Annotated in this window: 20 protein-coding genes; 3 read left to right on the plus strand and 17 right to left on the minus strand. The window is 59.9% G+C overall.

Annotated elements, in window-relative coordinates:
• Positions 1-4: 4 nt before the first annotated feature.
• The 8 genes from AERO9A_RS02565 to AERO9A_RS02600 all read right to left on the minus strand — a co-directional run bounded on the left by AERO9A_RS02565 (position 5) and on the right by AERO9A_RS02600 (position 5,778).
• Entirely contained in the window at positions 5-1,747 is a 1,743-nt protein-coding gene (locus tag AERO9A_RS02565; protein WP_159970343.1) for a ParB family protein, read from the minus strand.
• 2 nt (positions 1,748-1,749) lie between these two features.
• Complete coding sequence (locus AERO9A_RS02570) at positions 1,750-1,992, minus strand: Arc family DNA-binding protein (RefSeq protein ID WP_159970344.1); 243 nt, start codon at positions 1,990-1,992, stop codon at positions 1,750-1,752.
• A 409-nt stretch (positions 1,993-2,401) separates the two neighbouring features.
• Positions 2,402-3,043: a hypothetical protein gene (locus tag AERO9A_RS02575; RefSeq protein WP_159970345.1), complete on the minus strand. Its 642-nt coding sequence runs from the start codon at positions 3,041-3,043 to the stop codon at positions 2,402-2,404.
• On the minus strand, positions 3,040-4,059 hold the full coding sequence (gene yejK, locus AERO9A_RS02580) for a nucleoid-associated protein YejK (RefSeq protein ID WP_159970346.1): 1,020 nt from the start codon (positions 4,057-4,059) through the stop codon (positions 3,040-3,042). The genes AERO9A_RS02575 and yejK overlap by 4 nt, the downstream gene beginning before the upstream one ends.
• A complete protein-coding gene (locus AERO9A_RS02585) occupies positions 4,059-4,460 on the minus strand; it encodes a hypothetical protein (RefSeq protein WP_256665837.1) in 402 nt (133 codons plus the stop codon). The genes yejK and AERO9A_RS02585 overlap by 1 nt, the downstream gene beginning before the upstream one ends.
• A gap of 58 nt (positions 4,461-4,518) precedes the next feature.
• Positions 4,519-4,755: a type II toxin-antitoxin system HicA family toxin gene (locus AERO9A_RS02590; RefSeq protein WP_159970347.1), complete on the minus strand. Its 237-nt coding sequence runs from the start codon at positions 4,753-4,755 to the stop codon at positions 4,519-4,521.
• The gene (locus AERO9A_RS02595) at positions 4,748-5,248 is read right to left on the minus strand and encodes a hypothetical protein (RefSeq protein ID WP_159970348.1); all 501 of its coding nucleotides are present in this window, start codon (positions 5,246-5,248) and stop codon (positions 4,748-4,750) included. Before AERO9A_RS02595 ends, AERO9A_RS02590 begins: the two co-directional genes overlap by 8 nt.
• Positions 5,245-5,778, minus strand: a complete 534-nt coding sequence (locus AERO9A_RS02600; protein ID WP_159970349.1) for a hypothetical protein — start codon at positions 5,776-5,778, stop codon at positions 5,245-5,247. The genes AERO9A_RS02595 and AERO9A_RS02600 overlap by 4 nt, the downstream gene beginning before the upstream one ends.
• Positions 5,779-6,160: 382 nt before the next feature.
• Between AERO9A_RS02600 and AERO9A_RS02605 the strand changes: the two genes are divergently transcribed.
• Positions 6,161-6,469, plus strand: coding sequence for a hypothetical protein (locus AERO9A_RS02605; RefSeq protein WP_159970350.1), 309 nt, complete (start codon positions 6,161-6,163; stop codon positions 6,467-6,469).
• Positions 6,470-6,718: 249 nt separating this feature from the next.
• On the opposite strand, the gene dnaB is transcribed toward AERO9A_RS02605, so the two are convergent.
• From dnaB to AERO9A_RS02650, 9 genes are all read right to left on the minus strand, one after another.
• Positions 6,719-8,068, minus strand: coding sequence for a replicative DNA helicase (dnaB, locus tag AERO9A_RS02610; protein WP_159970351.1), 1,350 nt, complete (start codon positions 8,066-8,068; stop codon positions 6,719-6,721).
• Positions 8,065-8,763 carry a DUF2786 domain-containing protein gene (locus AERO9A_RS02615; RefSeq protein ID WP_159970352.1) on the minus strand — a complete coding sequence of 233 codons (699 nt, stop codon included), beginning with the start codon at positions 8,761-8,763 and terminating at the stop codon, positions 8,065-8,067. Before AERO9A_RS02615 ends, dnaB begins: the two co-directional genes overlap by 4 nt.
• On the minus strand, positions 8,763-8,975 hold the full coding sequence (locus AERO9A_RS02620) for a hypothetical protein (RefSeq protein ID WP_159970353.1): 213 nt from the start codon (positions 8,973-8,975) through the stop codon (positions 8,763-8,765). The genes AERO9A_RS02615 and AERO9A_RS02620 overlap by 1 nt, the downstream gene beginning before the upstream one ends.
• Entirely contained in the window at positions 8,972-9,715 is a 744-nt protein-coding gene (locus AERO9A_RS02625; RefSeq protein ID WP_159970354.1) for a hypothetical protein, read from the minus strand. The genes AERO9A_RS02620 and AERO9A_RS02625 overlap by 4 nt, the downstream gene beginning before the upstream one ends.
• 1 nt (position 9,716) lies before the next feature.
• Positions 9,717-10,577 carry a ParA family protein gene (locus AERO9A_RS02630; RefSeq protein ID WP_159970355.1) on the minus strand — a complete coding sequence of 287 codons (861 nt, stop codon included), beginning with the start codon at positions 10,575-10,577 and terminating at the stop codon, positions 9,717-9,719.
• A 237-nt stretch (positions 10,578-10,814) separates the two neighbouring features.
• Positions 10,815-12,650 carry a potassium transporter Kup gene (locus AERO9A_RS02635; RefSeq protein WP_159970685.1) on the minus strand — a complete coding sequence of 612 codons (1,836 nt, stop codon included), beginning with the start codon at positions 12,648-12,650 and terminating at the stop codon, positions 10,815-10,817.
• Positions 12,651-12,738: 88 nt separating this feature from the next.
• Entirely contained in the window at positions 12,739-14,040 is a 1,302-nt protein-coding gene (locus AERO9A_RS02640; RefSeq protein WP_159970356.1) for an NAD(P)/FAD-dependent oxidoreductase, read from the minus strand.
• A 235-nt stretch (positions 14,041-14,275) separates the two neighbouring features.
• A complete protein-coding gene (locus AERO9A_RS02645) occupies positions 14,276-14,791 on the minus strand; it encodes an MOSC domain-containing protein (RefSeq protein ID WP_159970357.1) in 516 nt (171 codons plus the stop codon).
• Entirely contained in the window at positions 14,788-15,417 is a 630-nt protein-coding gene (locus AERO9A_RS02650) for a DUF1780 domain-containing protein (RefSeq protein ID WP_159970358.1), read from the minus strand. The genes AERO9A_RS02645 and AERO9A_RS02650 overlap by 4 nt, the downstream gene beginning before the upstream one ends.
• Before the next feature lie 100 nt (positions 15,418-15,517).
• Here AERO9A_RS02650 and AERO9A_RS02655 point away from each other — a divergent pair, with 100 nt between their 5' ends.
• Entirely contained in the window at positions 15,518-16,207 is a 690-nt protein-coding gene (locus tag AERO9A_RS02655; protein WP_159970359.1) for an energy-coupling factor ABC transporter permease, read from the plus strand.
• A gap of 101 nt (positions 16,208-16,308) precedes the next feature.
• Positions 16,309-16,524: a hypothetical protein gene (locus AERO9A_RS02660; RefSeq protein ID WP_159970360.1), complete on the plus strand. Its 216-nt coding sequence runs from the start codon at positions 16,309-16,311 to the stop codon at positions 16,522-16,524.
• Positions 16,525-17,035: the final 511 nt, after the last annotated feature.

Genomic DNA, 17,035 nt, shown 5'->3' on the forward strand with positions numbered 1-17,035 from the left:
GAACTCAGCTGGCGGTCTGTGCCGCCGTGCTCTGGATTGCCTGAATCTCCAAGTCGATCAACCGCCGTGCTAGCCGGATGATGCGGAACAGCTTGACCAGGGCTCCGTCGCTGAGGCGACCGGAGTCATCTGGAACCTGGTCCTTGGCCAGAGGCTGGCCGAGAAGGATCTGGCTGAGTCCTGCAGCGAATTGGAATTCCCCGATGGCATCCATCTGCTCGGGCTGCTGCTTGAGCATCTTCAGGGCAATGCCCATGGTTCCACTCAGGGACTGGAGCAGGGTCAGGGTGTGTTGGGCTGTTGCAGTTACTTCAACGTCCACATCTGGGTGGCGATAGCTGAAGCCAATGCCACCCTCAACCTCAACGAATTCGCCGGGAGCGTTGACCGATTCAGCGATCTCGCGCGCCATGGCCGCGATGTGCTGGCGGAGCTCTGCCGGACTGTCGATTTCGCGCTCGATGTACCAGAGGTCGGAGACCGGGTGCAGTCCTCCTGCCTGGACAGGGACGGCGACAAGGACGTTGGCGTTGAAGTCAGGGAGCGTTTCTCCGTCAAGGGCAGCCAGTCGCTGTTTCATCTCGGTGACACGCGGTGTCGTCGAAACTGGGCTGGCAACGTGGCCCTCCAGGCGAGACTGGCGCTCCTGCGGACTCATTTGCTCGGGAGGAGGGGGAGCAACCTTGCGCGGCTGGCGAGCTGCAGGAGGTGGCGGCGCTGGCTGCTGATTATTGTCTTGGGCGTTCTGCTGTGGATCTGTGTTGACCGGAACAGTGGTCGTCGTTGGTGGCGGTGTCTCTGTTTCCAGCAGGTGTGTGGTGGGCGCAGCCTGAGGTAGGTTTACCACGGGCGTGGTGCGACGAAGCTGCTCCTGGTTCTGGGTGATCTCCAGGAGGATTGCCTCATAGCCCATGCCCAATGGGTCTTTCATCTGTGCGATCAGCTCGTCTTGGAAGCGCTGGAACAAGAACTCCTCGGCGTCACCTTCGAACTGGGCCAGCACATCCTGGAACAGCATCTCGAAGTCGATGCTGTTGTCCTTGTTGTGGAGCTCCCAGCATTGCAAAGATGTTTTTCTGAGCGACAGAATCTTCTCGACCTGATGCTTTCCTAGGCCTGAGTAGAGCACGCTAGGGATCGCCGGCAGGAGATAGCGGATGGCGTCTTGCATCCGGCTGATATGGGAGTGCGAGACGGGATAGCCATCAGCGGAAAGACGCCGAGCTAGCTCTCGCTGGGAGATTGCTACCCCAGCCTCTTGCTCGTACAGCGCTTTCGCCTTGTCGATGCCCACGGCTCGCTCGATGAACATGAGCTGACCCTGCAGATCATTCTCAGCCAAGTGGCCGGTGAGGGCGATGATCTCGCCTCGGGCCTGATCCCAGGGGCGGAACAAGCAGTTGAAGCGGAAGTACCGCTCATCTCCTGTTTCACGATAGAGCTCGTTCAGGATCGCAAGGCGAGTGTTGCCGCCGTTGCGGATCCGGTACTTGTCCTCGCCTGGTCGACGAGTTACAGGGGGCGGGGCATCCAGGCCCCGCTGGCGAATCGACTCCTTGATCTCCGCGTACTTCGGGTTGCGGGTTGTCCGAGGGTTGGAGTCGTAGGGGAGCACATCGTCCAGGGTCAGAACCACCGGTGTATCAACGATCGGATCGCTGAAGCGTTCGGCAGTTGGCGAGGTTGGCTGGAACCCGGGGCGCAGCAGCTGCCCTTTCAGGTCGGCCAAGGAAGGTTTGGACGACATGGTTAGGCCTCCAGGGCTTGGGCAGCGTTATCTTTCGGAGCGGTGAGTAGTCGGTCGATTACCTCGTTCGCACGTTTCAGTTCGACCTCGAGCTCGTCGGCACGCTCCAGGCGATAGACGATCTCCCCGTTCATGGAGCGGGTGTTGTTGCGCGCCTTGTCGGCGATACGTTTGCGCATACCCGCGGGCAGGCGAACAACGAATTTCTCTTCATCTTTGCGTGGCGATTGCGATTTGACGGGCATGGCAGCCTCCAGAATCTGTTTGTTCGAGTCAGCGGCGCTTCAACTGTGGCGGCTGGGGTACAACGGATAGCCAGGGAATGGACGGACTCCTCTCGGGCACCTGTCTTGTACGTGGGAAAGTGGTGCCGGACTCATCCGGTGGTAGGGTTGCGGGTGCGAACCAAGACCACAGACCACAGGAGGTCCGGCATGAAAGGAACTGAGGAAAAATTCAGGTACAGAGTCAGCTATGCGCTGAGACAAAGGAGCGGTGAGACGCGCGCGATCACAATGCCTGATGGCGCGTTTCATCTGCTTTATCAAGCAGGGCATATCCCAGTAATTCCCCGAATAGGCGAGAGTGTTGCTTTCAAAGACATCATCGACCTTGGTGCAAAATGGAGGAGGGTTGTGGATGTGCTCCATGGCATTAGCTCCGAGGGTTCTGACGTGGTTGAGCATTGGATATCTGTGATACTTGCTGACGAAGACTCTCAGTCAACTCAAGCGCAGTGAGAACACGGTAGAAGTTGTTGAAAACCTGCAGCAGGATGGAGTCTTGTTCGACCTGAGACAGTCCGAATTTGGCGAATAGCAGTGGCTGATGTCGGTATGCGGCAAGCCACTGCTGTCCCTCTGACTGAGGGCGAAAGTGAGGTATGGCAAGGTCTTTAAGTAAGGCGTGTTCGTGTGCGCTGAGCACATCCAACGCCTCGGTGGTGGGCGTGTGAGAATCCGCGCCGATGAATACTTCTTCAGGCACGTTTCGCCATTCGCTGCGCAACGCACCGAAGTTGCCCTCACGCAAGCACTGAAGCCAGCACCGAAGAAACGCGATGGGATCGTCGTGGCTCAAGGCATATTCGATAGCCGCGACCGCAGCGTTGGGAGTCTGATCCTCAATCAAGAGCGTGCCGTTATCATCGATAAGGAAGTTTCCGGTTGTCAGGGGGAAACGTTGATCGGCAATCTGTGCAAAGAGCACCAGGTGCTCCTCGTGTATATCCAAGTGCCGGGCAACTGTTTCCAGGCGGCCTGACAGCATTCGGGCGGTGATAGGCTTAATGCTCATTGGCCCGCTCCTTTCTGGGCTCGACGAAGCTGCTCACGGAGCTGCGTCGGCACTTGGCGAATGACCAGCGTGTCGCGGCCCTCGTCGTAATCGATCTTCGAGCCCAGCATGTGAGCCTCGAAGCTGATCGACAGGCCCTCTGCGCGGCCGGTGAAACGCTGGAACTGGTTCAGGGTGCGTTTGTCCGCCGGAAATTCCGGGGCCATGCCGTAGTCCTTGTTGCGGATGTGCTCGTAGAAGGCCTTGGGGCGTTCCTCGTCGATCAGCCCGGAGAGTTCTTCCAGAGTAATTGGCTCACCCAGCTTGGCCTGGCCACTGGCATAACCGACCAGGGTCTTGGTCTTCTCGCGCGCTTGCTCTTCAGGCAGGTCTTCGCTCTCGACGAAGTCGCTGAAGGCCTTGAGCAGGGTGCGCGTCTCGCCGGGGCCGTCGACGCCTTCCTGGCAGCCGATGAAGTCGCGGAAGTAGTCCGAGACTTTCTTGCCGTTCTTGCCCCTGATGAAGGAGATGTATTGCTTGGACTGCTTGTTGTTCTGCCACTCGCTGATGTTGATACGCGCAGCCAGGTGCAGTTGGCCGAGGTCGAGGTGCTTGGCCGGAGCCACGTCCAGCGCGTCGGTCACCGCCACACCTTCGCTGTGGTGCAGCAGGGCGATCAACAGGTAGTCAGTCATACCCTGCTGGTAGTGGGTGAACAGCACGTGGCCGCCTGTGGACAGGTTGGACTCCTCGATCAACCGCTGCAGATGCTCGACGGATTCCAGGCTGAAGGCAGTGAAGTCCTGCTTGCCATCCAAGTAGGCCTTCAGCCAGCCGCTGAACGGGTAGGCGCCGGATTCCTCGTGGAACAGGCCCCAGGCTTTGCCCTGCTTGGCGTTGTAGCTCTCGTTGAGGTCGGCCAGCAGGTTTTCCATGGCTTGCGACGTGGCCAGCTCGCTGTTACGGGCGTGCAGCACGGAAGGGCTGCCGTCTGGCTTCTTGTCGATCTGGTGGACGATGCAGTGACGGATAGGCATTAGCGTGCCTCCTTTTCGTCTGATAGAGGCTTCTGCCGTACCCAAACACACACTGGCCCACGCTCAGTGTCGTGGAGCGAAAAGATGAACCAGCCGCTACCACTTGGCTCGGTGGGTTGCCAACGGCAGCAGGCAGGCGTGCCTGTTTCCATCCAGATCGCCTGCAGCTCGTCGGGGGCGTCGTACTCGTATTCCGTGACTTGGCTCTGAAGACCGTTAGCTGAGAGCCAGGCATTGATCTCAGATGACGTGGTTCCTTCGTCCCAGAACTGGGGGTATTGCGGATGTGTCCAGAAACCGTGCTGATCTCGCTCAACAGGCACAGCTTGAATAGCGCATGCGGCGGTATCCGATTCACTGGCGAGCGCTACTGTTGGTTCAACAGAGTGTGAGCTGATCATTTGGCACCTCCATCAATGGGGTGATCGAGCAGATGAACAATGCAATGACGGATAGGCATCAGATTGCCTCCTTGGAGTCGGACGAAGAGGTACGGTTGGCGCGGCGAAGACTCGCGAGTGCATTGCGATCGGCGCGGTGATCGCTAGAGGTGCAAGAGGCGAAGATTGAGGCGTGGCCGAATTTGCTGAACTTGATGTGACCACCAGAGGTGCGGGTGATCGTCCAGCCATTGGTCTCCGCAAAAGTGGCTAGCTGGCGAAGGCTTTCCCGGGCACCGCGAAGGAAACTACGCATGGGTGGCCTCCCTATCGAGCTCTAGCAGCCACTCCTCCATGGCCTGGCGGTCTTTCGGCAGCGTTCCCGCGCTGGAGGCGGCGAGGAGTTGCTGCAGCAACTGGTTCAGTTGCTCGCCAAGTGCAGCACGACGTACAACTTCGTTGTCATGAGAAGAGCGCAGCATGCTGACCTCGGCCTGCAGCTTGTCCAACTTCAGCGCTTGGCCAATTCCAACAGCACACAGCTCGGTGGCAATGGGGCGGAGGTGGGAGCAGATGCGCGACTCCCAGGCCAGGCGGCAGGCATGGAAGCGGTGTGGATGCTCCACATTCCAACCGCCAGTCCAGTTCCCTCTCTTGCCGCAGTCGGGACAGGGCCATTGGCCGCTGCCGTCGGCGTGGTAGCCGCATCCGACACAGATCCAGTCTGGGCCTTTGCGCAACTTGATCTCCAACTGGAGCTCGGAAGTGCTGATCTTCTCCAAGGGGCGGAAGGTCGTTATCTCAGTCATGGCCGATCTCCAGCAGTCCGCTCCTTGTCCTCCAGGCCGTTGCCGACCTGAATGGCGATGATCTCGGGTGCATGACCAGGGAACTTCGTGCCCAAGTCCGTCAGGAACTCGCGGGTTGCCTCGCGGGAGCCTGGAATGCGGAACACTACGGTGCAGTGCTGCACTTCTGACTGAGCGTCGAGATAGGGCAGAACGGAAACCTTCAAGGCACGATCCAGCAAATGACGCGGTACCCAGACCGACCAGAAGTAACTCGACAGAAGAGCTCCAGGGCAAAGCAGATTGACCGAGACCGTTCCGCTGGCGGTTGGAGATAGCTCGACATAGCCGAGATGCTCCAGTTCGGTTAGGTCGTTTTGCATGCTGGCCGGCACTACGGTGTTGTCGTTACGGGCCAGCCGGCTGATCACCTGCGCGATCGCATCGAGTTCAAAGGCATTCACACCTACACGGTGGGCATGGGCAACCGCCGAGGCTTCGAAAGAGACGCTGGCCGGGATTGACGGGAATAGCGCTGCGCTACTCTGCATGACCGGCCTCCAGCAACTGCTCTAGGTCGTAGCTACCGCAAGTTGGGCATACCATCACCTCGACCTCACCTTCAGGCGTGTTATCAGCTGGAATGCACTGGCGAACCCGATGGAGAGGATGGTGGGCGTCGCAATTGCGGCAATGGTGCGTTAACTGCATTGGGGTTGTGGTCATGCATGGGCTCCTTGCCAATCGCTGTTGGCACTGAGGTTCGTGGTGCGAGAAACGACGTGAAGAGCGCCGCTATTCGGGATGCGACGAGCGATACCTTGCTGCACGGTCGGTGTTGCCGTGAGCAGGGTGTAAAGTGTGCCGGATGTGTCCAGTGGTAGAGTTTTGGGTGAGCAAACCAACCCACTCATAGACCTCCGGAGGTCCATCTTGAAGAAAAACGCAGATGGGAAAGAGCCCGCAGAGCTGGATGCCGATGGGCAATACTCTTCAGCGCTGATCGCGGGAATTTGTGATGCGTTGAAAATTATCGGGCACGTACTGGCAGAAGATGAAGGCTCTAGATCCTTGCTCAAGCAGTCGTATGAGGCATTCATGGCTGCTGCTCCTCAGCGTCTAGGGCTGAGCGATCAGCATTCACCTCTTCTGATGGCCGGGTACAAAGATGGGCTCGGTCAAATTGCGCATGGCTTGCAAGCCAGGGACGCAAAGGTAGAGGTGCCTGCAAAAGTTCATTGAGCACTGAGTTAGCGGCTGGCTGTGTCGATGGCGTTTGAGGGCTATCACATGCCGCTACGACATTTGTTTGCGCAGATTGAGCTGGAGCAGAGCGTGCAGACGCTGCCATATGGTGGCGTGCAATGACTTGGGAGCTTTGCTCGGAGGTTAGGGCGTGGAGGAGATCGACATCCATATCTAGAGTGAAGTAGGTAAATATCTTGCGCATGTCGTGAGAGTTCATTGCGGCTATGAGCACTGGATGCTTCTTCATGCACGAACTCCTTGCCAATCGCTGTTGGCACTGAGGTTCGCGAAGCGAGTCTGGTGTGGAATAAAGGCTGTTCTAATAGTCCCGGTCGGGCCGTTGCGGTGCTTGCCTAAGATGATTTCGGCAATGCCCTTGAACTCGGTCTCTGGGTGGTAGACCTCGTCTCGGTACACGAACATGATGATGTCCGCGTCTTGCTCGATAGCGCCGCTATCGCGCAGGTCTGCGTTGATGGGCCGCTTGTTCTGCCGCTGCTCCAGAGCCCGGTTCAACTGCGAGAGAGCGATAACAGGGCAGTTCATCTCCTTGGCCAAGGCTTTCAATGAGCGCGAGATCTCGCTGATCTCGTTCGCCCGATTTTCCTGCCCTGGGCAGTTCATCAGTTGCAGATAATCGACCAGGATCAGGGAGGGTTTCCCGAAGCGTCGAGCCGCTCGGCGGGCCTTGGCACGAATGGCTGCCGGCGTCAGGCCGCTAGACTCATCGATGACAAGACGTTCGCCGTAGCTTTTGATTCGAGCGACTGCGGCCGTGAGTTTCGGCCAGTCCTCATCTTCCAGTTGTCCCTTCAGCAGCTTGCTGAGGTCCAGATGGCCGAGGATGGCCATCAGTCGGTACATCAAAGCCTCGGCCGGCATTTCAAGGCTGTACACCTGGACTGTTTCTTTCGGCTTGCTCTGCAGCGCAGTGTCGACAAAGTTCAGAGCCAGGGAGGTTTTGCCCATCGATGGTCGGGCGCCCAGGACGACCAAGTCTGCAGGCTGGAAGCCTGCGGTGAGCAGATCCAGATCATGCAGGCCGGAGGCAACACCGGTAACCGAGACGTTGCCATTGAAGTGCTCGTCGACTTTGTTGACGACGCCCATCAGGCACTGGGTGACGTCCACGAACTCAGTAACAGTGCGATCCTGGCTAAGAGCGAACAGCTTCTGCTCAACCAGCTCCTGCACCGTATTGGCGTCCGCCTGGTGATCTGAGGCATCCCGTGAGCACTGATACCCCAGCGACATCAGGCGGCGCAGATGTGCCCGGTTACGCACGATGCTGGCGTAGTGCTCAATGTTGGCGACTGACGGGGTGTTCTTGCACAGTTCCGCGAGGTAGGGCAGACCGCCTGCCTCATCGATGTCCTCCATCGACTGGGACACAGTAATCAGGTCGAACGGCATGGCCTTCTCGGCCAGGCTGGCGATGGTTCGGAAAATGAGGCGGTGGTCGTGCCGGAAAAAGTCCTCGGCAACCAGCAGGTCGGCCAGTAGATCCCAGGTGTTGTTATCTAGCATCAGGCCGCCGAGCACTCCATGCTCAGCCTCAATGGAGTGGGGTGGGGAGAGGTCCAGGTGGTTCATTGACCACCCCCGTAGACCAGTGCGCCCACTTGTGCCTGGGCAACACCACGGTGCAGATTGGCTTTGCTACCCTGGGCCCAGCCTGCATACAGAGAGCCGGTGTCGTGTCCCTTGGCCTGTAATGGTGTGATCGATATCTGTTTCAGGTCTGGATGATGCAGATCCAAATAGGCCTTGATCTCTTGCTGGGTCGAGTCTTCCATCGCTCCAGCGAACTGCGCAACCTTGGTGGCGACCGCATTCAACCAGCCCTCGGCGAACAGTTGGCCGCGCCGGCGTTTGGTTTTTAGCTGGCAGCGCTTTTGCTGGGCAACATGCTCCCGGCGGGCGGCTATCAACTGGTGGTGCAGTGCGGAGTACGCATAGGCTGCAAGTTCAGGCGAGATGCCTTTGCCCAGGAACTTGAATGACCAGCCGTGCACCTGGTTGAAGTAGGCGATATGGCTGCAGTCGAAAGCTGATGCGCAGATTGAGGCCAACGAATGCAGCCAGTCTTTGGGGGAGCGGCGCGTATTCGTGGGGATGCTCGACTCACTAACTGCGTGAGCAATCAGCTCGACGGCCTCGAGGTTGTATTGCCTCATCAGGGCGCGTGCCTGACGCAGTGCAGTTTCTGCTTCGTTCGGAGTCGCGCCGGCGGAGTTGGCCAAGGCCATCAGTTTGGCGACCTTGTCTAGGACCTTCTGTTTGTTCATCACTTGGCCTCCGGCTGCAGATTGCGGACGCCTTCCAGGATCATGCCGACAGCATCGAGGTTGGGGCCGGCGACAGCGAGCAGGATAAGCTCCTGCCCGGAGTCCAGGGACAGGTGGATCAGGTCGAACACCTGTTTGCTGCTGCCTTCAGCCTTCTCGATGACGTGCTGCAGAGTGGTGTGTTCGAAGTTGGCGTGGCTGAGCAGTTTCATGCTTGCTTCCCCTGATAGATGAGGGGTAGTCCTTCGGACCAAATTCGAATCGTTTCAACCGACCCAGGGTCCGCCAGCACCTTGTCCCGATTAGCAGCTAACTGCTCCTGCAGGTGCTGTAAACGAGCAGTTGGTGTTTCTGCGTCGCCCCAGGTTAGGAACTCCTCAAAGGCGTGCTCAAGCGCATGTCGGGCACTGGACACATTGCGCATTCGCCACTCAGCCTGGCCAAGGCCGATCAGGCGGTTGTTGTGCTGCATGTCTTCGCGCAAGGACTGATGCAAACGGCCGTAATCACGGTAAAGGGCGGGAATAGCAACGGAATGAGCAACCAAGACCAACTTGAGCAGGTCAAGTTGCGCCTCCAGAGTGTCCACAGGCATCGGAAACGCCTGAGATACCAGCCGCTTAGCCTCACGTTCTCGTTCAGCACGCCGCTTTTCCGCCGCCTTCTCTGCGCGGTCTTTGCGTTCCTTGGCGTGTTCGACGTTGTCCTTTACCGAGTCGAGAAGCGCCGCTGCGTCGAGCAGGAGCTCGTGTTGATCCCGGCTTAGGTGGGCGCCGACGCGCCCAAGCAGCGAATTTGTGTGTGTGAGCGCCCTGAGCTCGCGTGCGGCGCTGGTGAGGCCTGTCTGTAGGCTGCGCATTTCCTTGGCGCTGTAGAACTTGCCCAGCTCCATCACCAGGTCGGCGGTGATGCCGGTGGCCTGTCTCAAAGTGTCCCGCTTGGTATTGGCCATCTCAACGCCCTGCCTTGGCTATCTGGGCAACTTTCTCCTCGGTCATTGCCTCGAAACGGTCACGCCACTGGGGAAACACGTCGATGGCCAACTGGCGAATGATGCTCAGGGCCGATGGGGACTGCCGGTTGGAAGGCTGGCGATATTCCAGTCGGTGTGCGGGAATGCCCTGGGAGGCTGCGCTTCGGAAGACGACAGCAGCAGGAATGGTGCTGTCGAGCACCGAGATATCCTGGTTGTCCTGGAAAATCTCGCGGACGGTTTCGAAGATCATTTGTGCATCGGTGGTCTGATCTAGGCAATTGACCACGATCTTGACGGGAGGAATCTTCAGGCCCAGACGTCCGTAAGCCTTCAGGCCATCCAGCATCTGCATGGTGCCGCGACTGAACTCGCGAGCGGTGAGCATGTTTGGTGGGAGCGGGGAGATGGCCACGTCGGAGGCGAGAACGACCATCTCTAGCATGGCCGAACGAGCACCCTGGGTGTCGATGATCACCAGGTCGAAGTGATCTTCGAAAGCCGGCATTAGGTTTGCCAGGCGCAATCGTCCGTCGGGTGCCTGCAGAAGTAGGTTAATCAGCTGGTTGTTAATGTCATTGGAGATGACCAACGACAGGTTCGCGATGGAGGTCGCTGAAATAATTCGAGTAAAATCAGTGATGTTGAATGCGAGGAGGTCGTAAATACCTCCCTGTGCTTCTTCGATGATGGGGTAGTAGGAAGAAAGAGAAGGTTGGACCGGGTCTAGGTCTATCAGGAGGGTTCGCAAACCTGAATCGGCTGAGAAAGCGCCTAGGTTTGCGGAAGTAGTGGTTTTGCCGGTACCGCCTTTGGTCGATACGACCGATGCGATGATCATGGTTTTGCGCCTCTAATGTGGGTTCATTAGAGGCTGCAACGCCTGGCAGGCAGGACTTCTGGTCTACGTAGAGACCCTTCCTAGACGCTCCCGGGCCAATTGTCTTTTAACCAATTGGTCGTAGGTTCGAATCCTACACGACCCACCATGTAAACGACGAAGCCCGCCTTGTGCGGGCTTCGTCGTTTCTGGCGTTTGCTGCTCAGAAGCGCAGCAGTCTCCGAGCCTCGCGCACGCTCAGATTTCCACCTGTGTGCCCAGTTCGATCACCCGGTTCGCGGGGAGGTTGAAGAAGCGCAGGCTGCTGTTGGCGTTTTTCAGCATGAAGGCGAACAGCACTTCGCGCCAGCGTGCCATGCCGGTGCGCGGGCTGGCGATCACCGTCTCGCGGCTGAGAAAGTAGGTGGTGTTGAGTGGTTCGAAATCCACGGCGTCCACTTGGCTCTGGGCCAGGGCACGGGGCACGTCCGGGCGTTCGCTGAAGCCAAAATGCACAATCGCCCGATAAAAGCCTTCACCGTGGTCGTGCAGCTCAAGGCGTTGGCTGGGGGCGACGCGAGGGCTGTCGGCGGTGATGACGGTGAGTAGCACCACGCGATCGTGCAGCACTTGATTGTGCAGGAGATTATGCAGCAGGGCGTGCGGCACGGCATCGGCTCGTGCGGTCAGAAATACGGCGGTGCCGCGTACGCGCAGCGCTGGCTGACGGCTGATGCTGTCGATGAAGGTGGCCAGGGGCAGGGCGTTGTCCGCTAGGCGCTCGACGAGCAGCTCCTTGCCGCGCTTCCAGGTGGCCATCAGGGTGAATAGCACGACCGCTGCAAGCAGCGGAAAGGCCCCGCCTGCGGCGATCTTGGGCAGATTGGCGGCGAAGAACAGGCTGTCGACCACAAGAAAACCGAGCAGCAATGGGATCGATAGCCACTTGGGCATTTGCCACAGCAGCAGTACCACGGCTGCGGCCAGCAGTGTGGTGATCAACATGGTGCCGGTCACGGCCACGCCATAGGCCGAAGCCAGTGCGGCGGAGGAACCGAACCCCAGCACCAGCAGCACCACGCCGAGCATCAGTGCCCAGTTGACTGCGCCAATGTAGATCTGTCCTTGCTCGGTTGACGAGGTGTGCTCAATGAACATGCGCGGGATGTAGCCCAGTTGGATCGCCTGCTGCGTCAGCGAGAACGCACCGGATATCACCGCTTGTGAGGCGATGACCGTGGCCAGGGTCGACAGCAGCACTATTGGCAGCAGGGCCCAGCCTGGAGTGAGGAGGAAGAAGGGGTTGTGCGCGGCTTGCGCGTTGCTGAGGATCAGCGCGCCTTGGCCCAGATAGTTGAGTAGCAGGCCGGGTAGCACGAGGATGAACCAGGCGCGGGCGATGGGTTGACGACCGAAGTGCCCCATATCGGCATACAGCGCCTCGGCGCCTGTCAGCGCCAGCACCACGGCGCCGAGAATGGCGACACCAATCCCCGGATGGCTGATGAAGAAGTGCACGCTCCAGTAAGGGTTCAACGCCTGCAATATCTGTGGGTGCTGGGCGATGCCGTAAAGACCGAGGCCGCCGAGCGTGAGGAACCAGATCAGCATGACCGGCCCGAATAGAATGCCGATGCGCGCGGTGCCGTGCTTCTGAATCAGGAACAGGCTGACCAATATCAGCAGTGCCAAAGGCACGATCCAGCTATCGATACCGTCGAAGGCGATCTCAAGCCCTTCAACGGCTGACAGCACCGAAATGGCGGGGGTGATCATGCTGTCGCCGAAAAACAGCGCGGCGCCGAACAGACCCAGCAGTAGCAGAATGCGCCGTAGCCTGGGGTGATTGCGGGCGGCGCGCTGCGCCAGGGCGGTCAGTGCCATGACGCCGCCTTCGCCGTCGTTGTCGGCGCGCAGAATGAACAGCACGTACTTGATCGAAACCACCCACACCAGCGACCAGATGATCAGCGACAGTATGCCGAGCACACCGTCATGGTTGGGCTGCACGCCGTAGTTGAAGACTTCGCGCAGGGTATAAAGCGGGCTGGTGCCGATATCGCCGTACACCACGCCGGTGGCGGCGATCAGCAGGGTGAGCGCGGATTGACGCGGGGCGTGGGGGCTGGTGTTCGGCAAGGCGGCAGTCCTGATGGGGCGTCCCAGCCCGATATTGACCGCCTCAGTGCAGTTTGAGGCGTGGTTCTGTACTGCGCCCAATGCGGTCGCTGAGCATCAGCAGAGCTGTGCGCAGTGGGCCGTAGAGCGCCATCTGGTGCATACGGTAGAGCGAGACGTAGAACATTCTTGCCAGCCAGCCTTCGAGCATGACGCTGCCAGTCAGGTTCCCCATCAGGTTGCCCACCGCAGAGAAACGTGACAGCGAGATCAGCGAGCCATAGTCACGGTAGTGGTATTGCGGCAGGGCTTCACCGCTGAGCTTCAGGCGCAATGATTTGACCAGCATCGAGGCCTGTTGGTGCGCAGCCTGCGCGCGCGGCGGCACGTTACGTCCGTCGCTACCGGGCTGCGGGCAGGCCGCGCAGTCACCAAAGGCGAAGATGTCATCGTCCAGCGTAGTTTGCAGCGTCGGGCGCACCACCAGTTGGTTGATGCGATTGCTCTCCAAACCATCGAGATCCTTGAGAAAGCCTGGCGCGCGGATGCCGGCGGCCCAGACCTTGAGGCTCGCGGGAATAAATTGGCCGTTTTGAGTGTTCAGCCCCTCAGCGGTAACTTCGCTGACCGCAGCGCCGGTCAGCACGGTGACGCCCAGCTTGAGCAGGGTCTGGTGCACGGGGATGGCGATGCGCTCGGGCAGGGCGGGCAGTACGCGAGGGCCGGCCTCGATGATGGTGATACGCATGTCCTCCGGGCGAATCCGGTTCAGGCCGTAGGCTGCCAGTTGCTGCGCGGCGTGGTGCAGTTCGGCGGCCAGTTCGACGCCGGTGGCACCGGCACCGACGATGGCCACGTCGATTTGCGTGCCCTGCGCCTGCTCATTGGCGTGGGCGCGCAAGTATTGGCTGAGCAGGTTGCGGTGGAAGCGTTCAGCTTGTGCGCGGGTGTCGAGAAACAGGCAGTGCTCGGCAGCGCCCTGGGTGCCGAAATCATTGGTGGTGCTGCCCACGGCGAGCACCAGGCTGTCGTAGGCGATCTGCCGCTCGGGCATCAGCACTTGGCCGTCCTCGTCCAGCGTCGGTTCCAGGGTGATGGTCTTGCCGCTACGGTCGAGGCCGGCCATGCGTCCGAGCTGGAACTCGAAGTGATTCCACTTGGCCTGGGCCACGTAGTTCAGTTCGTCCTCCGAGGAGTTGAGCGAGCCGGCGGCCACTTCGTGCAGCAGCGGTTTCCAGATATGGGTCAGGTTGGCGTCGACCAGAATGACGCGCGCGGCGCCGCTCTTGCCGAGTTTTCTACCCAGGCGGGTAGCCAGTTCCAGGCCGCCGGCGCCGCCGCCGACGATCACGATGCGATGAGTCATATTGGATGCTCACAAGGTTTTGAAGGAAATAAGGGGCGGACTGGGCGAGCGCGAGGCAGCTCATAGCATCAGTCGATTCAATAAACGGGCGAGGAGACCTCGGGCGATGACGGCGGCAAGCTGGCATCAGCGCCGCCAGGGTTGGCGCGCGCTCTACTGCTGGGGGCGCGACCTGGAGTAGGTCGTCTGGGCTAAGGCGGCTGGTCATCGGGGCCTCTTTGACGAGGCGGCCATTCTAGGCTTGGCCGTTGGCATTGGCGAGCGTTGGCTCCATGGCTTGTACCGGATCACCTTGGCGGATGATGCCGCCCTGCACCACGCGTGCGGTGATACCGCCATGACCGCGCATGGCCTGGAAGGTGCCCCGGCCCAGACGTGCCTCCAGCTTGGCGCATGGCTGGCACCAGCCGGTGGTTTCGAAAACTGCCTGGCCGATCCGAAAGCGTCGGCCCTTGAGGCTAAATAGGTTGATGTCGGAAACCGCGATGTTGCGCCGTAGCTCGCCGGGGTGAAGCGCGGCGTCTCGACCCATGAGGGCGGCCGCTACGGCTAGATGCTCCCATTGAATCAAGGTCACCTGGCGCGCATTGCGGGGGCCGGGGCGGCTGTGGTCGCCAGTCAGGCCAGCTTCCAGGCGGCTTTCCACCGCTTCGACTTCGAGCATCGGCGCGCCACGTTGCGGGCGTACACCGATCCAGCGCACCTGGCCGATCTGTGGTACCTCGGCGAGCAGCTCTTGCAAGGTGCTCACAGGCCGATCCCTATATCGAACAGCAGGCTGCGACCGAGGTTCTGGCGCAGAAAATCCGGGGCGTCTGGGTGGGCGAACAGCACACGGGCGAAGCGCGGGCCGACCATCGACAGCGAACGCCAGCCCTGGCGCAGGTATTCGGTAGGTGGCGGGAAGAAGCTATTGCAGTCCAGCTCGGCGCGTTTGAGGTTGACGAAGGCGACCAGATCCAGCTCGCCCAGATCGATGCCGCGTTCACGGTAGTTATGCGCCTTCTTGCGCAGCGTTGGCGCTAGGCGAGCCTGCAGCTCACTGGCTGGAATACGCTTGGGGCGTGCCTCGCGCCGAACCAGTTGGCTCAGCGAGAAGGCGCTGCGGCGCCTTTCCAGCTCGGCGCGCCACTCGTCGTTGAGGCGACGGCCTTCATCGAGCACGAAGAACACTTCGAAATTGGCATCGCGAAACACGACGTCCGGCGGCTCCTGACTGCTGGGGGTGAAGTCGGCACTGTGCTGAGGCACGTTAAGCGCTTGCAGCAGGCGCTGGCAGACCCAACGCTCACGCTCCCATTTTTTGGCGTTGGAGAGAAAGGCATTGGCCTGCTCGGCCTGGTGGGTGAGCAGTCGCAGGTAATCTGAGTCGTCCATGGCGCCAGCTTAGCCGCATGCCGGGGCGCCATGCCAGCGTCGGCAGTGTGTAACCCTCGGTGTAGACTGCGGGCGTGATGAGCTGACGAGAGAACCGCGCATGATCGCCGCCAACCTGCTGGCATTTGGCACCCTGCTGCTGGGCTGGCTGGTCTACTTGCCTGCGTTGCTCTGGGCCGTGTTACGTGCCCCATGGCTGGAACTATTCAGCGATCTGCGTCGCCAGCACCTGCTGTTCGGCACCATGCTCGGGCTGTTCCTGCTCTGGCTGGTGCGGCGCGACTTCGACTCCGGGCTGTCCTATCACTTTATCGGCATGACTGCCGTGACTCTGCTGCTGGGCTGGCCGCTGGCGATTCTCGCCGGTCTGGCGGCGCAGCTCGGCCTGTTGCTGATGGGCCGTCTGGATCTGGCCGCGTTGGGCGTTAACGGCTTCTTGCTGATCCTGATTCCCGTGCTGATCACCGAACTCTGCGCGCAGTACGTCGAGCGTCTAAAACCGCGCAATTTGTTCGTCTACATCTTCTGCTGTGGCTTCTTCCCTGCGGCCCTGGCAACCCTGGTGACGTTGCTTGGTGGGCTGGCGCTGCTGTGGCTGGATGAGCTATTCCCCATGCCGCCGTGGCTCGACGACTTCGTCGGCTACCTGTGGCTGGTCATCTTCCCCGAGGCCTTCATCAACGGCACCGTGGTCAGCGCGCTGGTGGTGTTCTACCCGGACTGGTTGGAAACCTTCAATCGCAGCCGCTATCTGCAGGCGCCGTGGAAGGACAACGAGCGCGACGGCTGATGGGCCTTCATCAGCCCGTTGAATGCATCATTTGGGGTTGATCCGGGTCAAGGCTGCTGCTGTCGTCCGCGCCATCCTGTGGCAAACCGCAGGAGGTGATCATGAGTATTCATGCATGGGCAAAAGCGGCGTTGCAGGCCGATTTGCAGGCTGCCGAGGCGCAAGGGTTCGACAGACTGTTGGCGCTGCGCACGTTGCTCAGCGAAGTGGTGCAGATGAACAAGGCGCAACGCGAGGCGCAGGAGCTGGCGCATGAGCTGCAGTTTCTGGCCGACAATCTCGATGATGAGCGGGAGTATGTTTTTATGCGGCCTTAGGGCCTGAGCTGTCTCGGGATAGGGATGCAGGCATAGGCTTTGGCAGTGTGTTGATACCGGACTGGCAAGGTTGTTTGTTTTTTGGTGTCCTGGACGCCGCTGCGGTGTATTCAGAGATTCCGGGTTTCGCCCCCTCGGGCGACTCACTTTTCTTTGAGCTGCGCAAAGAAAAGTAAGCAAAAGAAAGCGCACCCCATCATCCGGCCCCGGCTGCGCCGGGGTTCGTTCGCTCCATCATTGCTCCGAGGGCACGCCGCGAAGGGCCATCCCTGGCCCATCGCGGCTCTCGCGGCATCCATGCCGCTCAACCCTCTACACAACGATTCCACTCACCCTCCTGAAGGGGACATTCCCGCGCCTGAACGAACTGGCATTCCAAGGTACGCCCGGCGTGTTCTGGTAGCTGTGACGTTGCGATGTGGCCGTCGGGTTAAACCAAAACTTTCATTCGCATAGTTTCAGTTTGCCGGCCTTCAGCCAGCATCCCGGTCAGCCCTACGGCTGACCCATG

It is taken from the genome of Pseudomonas sp. 8Z, from assembly GCF_902506535.1.
GTDB lineage: Bacteria > Pseudomonadota > Gammaproteobacteria > Pseudomonadales > Pseudomonadaceae > Aquipseudomonas.

Excerpts from the sequence above, each read along its gene's own strand:
- AERO9A_RS02565 (WP_159970343.1), bottom strand. The coding sequence starts at position 1,747 with ATGTCGTCCAAACCTTCCTTGGCCGACCTGAAAGGGCAGCTGCTGCGC.
- AERO9A_RS02570 (WP_159970344.1), bottom strand. The coding sequence starts at position 1,992 with ATGCCCGTCAAATCGCAATCGCCACGCAAAGATGAAGAGAAATTCGTT.
- AERO9A_RS02575 (WP_159970345.1), bottom strand. The coding sequence starts at position 3,043 with ATGAGCATTAAGCCTATCACCGCCCGAATGCTGTCAGGCCGCCTGGAA.
- yejK (WP_159970346.1), bottom strand. The coding sequence starts at position 4,059 with ATGCCTATCCGTCACTGCATCGTCCACCAGATCGACAAGAAGCCAGAC.
- AERO9A_RS02585 (WP_256665837.1), bottom strand. The coding sequence starts at position 4,460 with ATGATCAGCTCACACTCTGTTGAACCAACAGTAGCGCTCGCCAGTGAA.
- AERO9A_RS02590 (WP_159970347.1), bottom strand. The coding sequence starts at position 4,755 with ATGCGTAGTTTCCTTCGCGGTGCCCGGGAAAGCCTTCGCCAGCTAGCC.
- AERO9A_RS02595 (WP_159970348.1), bottom strand. The coding sequence starts at position 5,248 with ATGACTGAGATAACGACCTTCCGCCCCTTGGAGAAGATCAGCACTTCC.
- AERO9A_RS02600 (WP_159970349.1), bottom strand. The coding sequence starts at position 5,778 with ATGCAGAGTAGCGCAGCGCTATTCCCGTCAATCCCGGCCAGCGTCTCT.
- dnaB (WP_159970351.1), bottom strand. The coding sequence starts at position 8,068 with ATGAACCACCTGGACCTCTCCCCACCCCACTCCATTGAGGCTGAGCAT.
- AERO9A_RS02615 (WP_159970352.1), bottom strand. The coding sequence starts at position 8,763 with ATGAACAAACAGAAGGTCCTAGACAAGGTCGCCAAACTGATGGCCTTG.
- AERO9A_RS02620 (WP_159970353.1), bottom strand. The coding sequence starts at position 8,975 with ATGAAACTGCTCAGCCACGCCAACTTCGAACACACCACTCTGCAGCAC.
- AERO9A_RS02625 (WP_159970354.1), bottom strand. The coding sequence starts at position 9,715 with ATGGCCAATACCAAGCGGGACACTTTGAGACAGGCCACCGGCATCACC.
- AERO9A_RS02630 (WP_159970355.1), bottom strand. The coding sequence starts at position 10,577 with ATGATCATCGCATCGGTCGTATCGACCAAAGGCGGTACCGGCAAAACC.
- AERO9A_RS02640 (WP_159970356.1), bottom strand. The coding sequence starts at position 14,040 with ATGACTCATCGCATCGTGATCGTCGGCGGCGGCGCCGGCGGCCTGGAA.
- AERO9A_RS02650 (WP_159970358.1), bottom strand. The coding sequence starts at position 15,417 with ATGGACGACTCAGATTACCTGCGACTGCTCACCCACCAGGCCGAGCAG.
- AERO9A_RS02655 (WP_159970359.1), top strand. The coding sequence starts at position 15,518 with ATGATCGCCGCCAACCTGCTGGCATTTGGCACCCTGCTGCTGGGCTGG.
- AERO9A_RS02660 (WP_159970360.1), top strand. The coding sequence starts at position 16,309 with ATGAGTATTCATGCATGGGCAAAAGCGGCGTTGCAGGCCGATTTGCAG.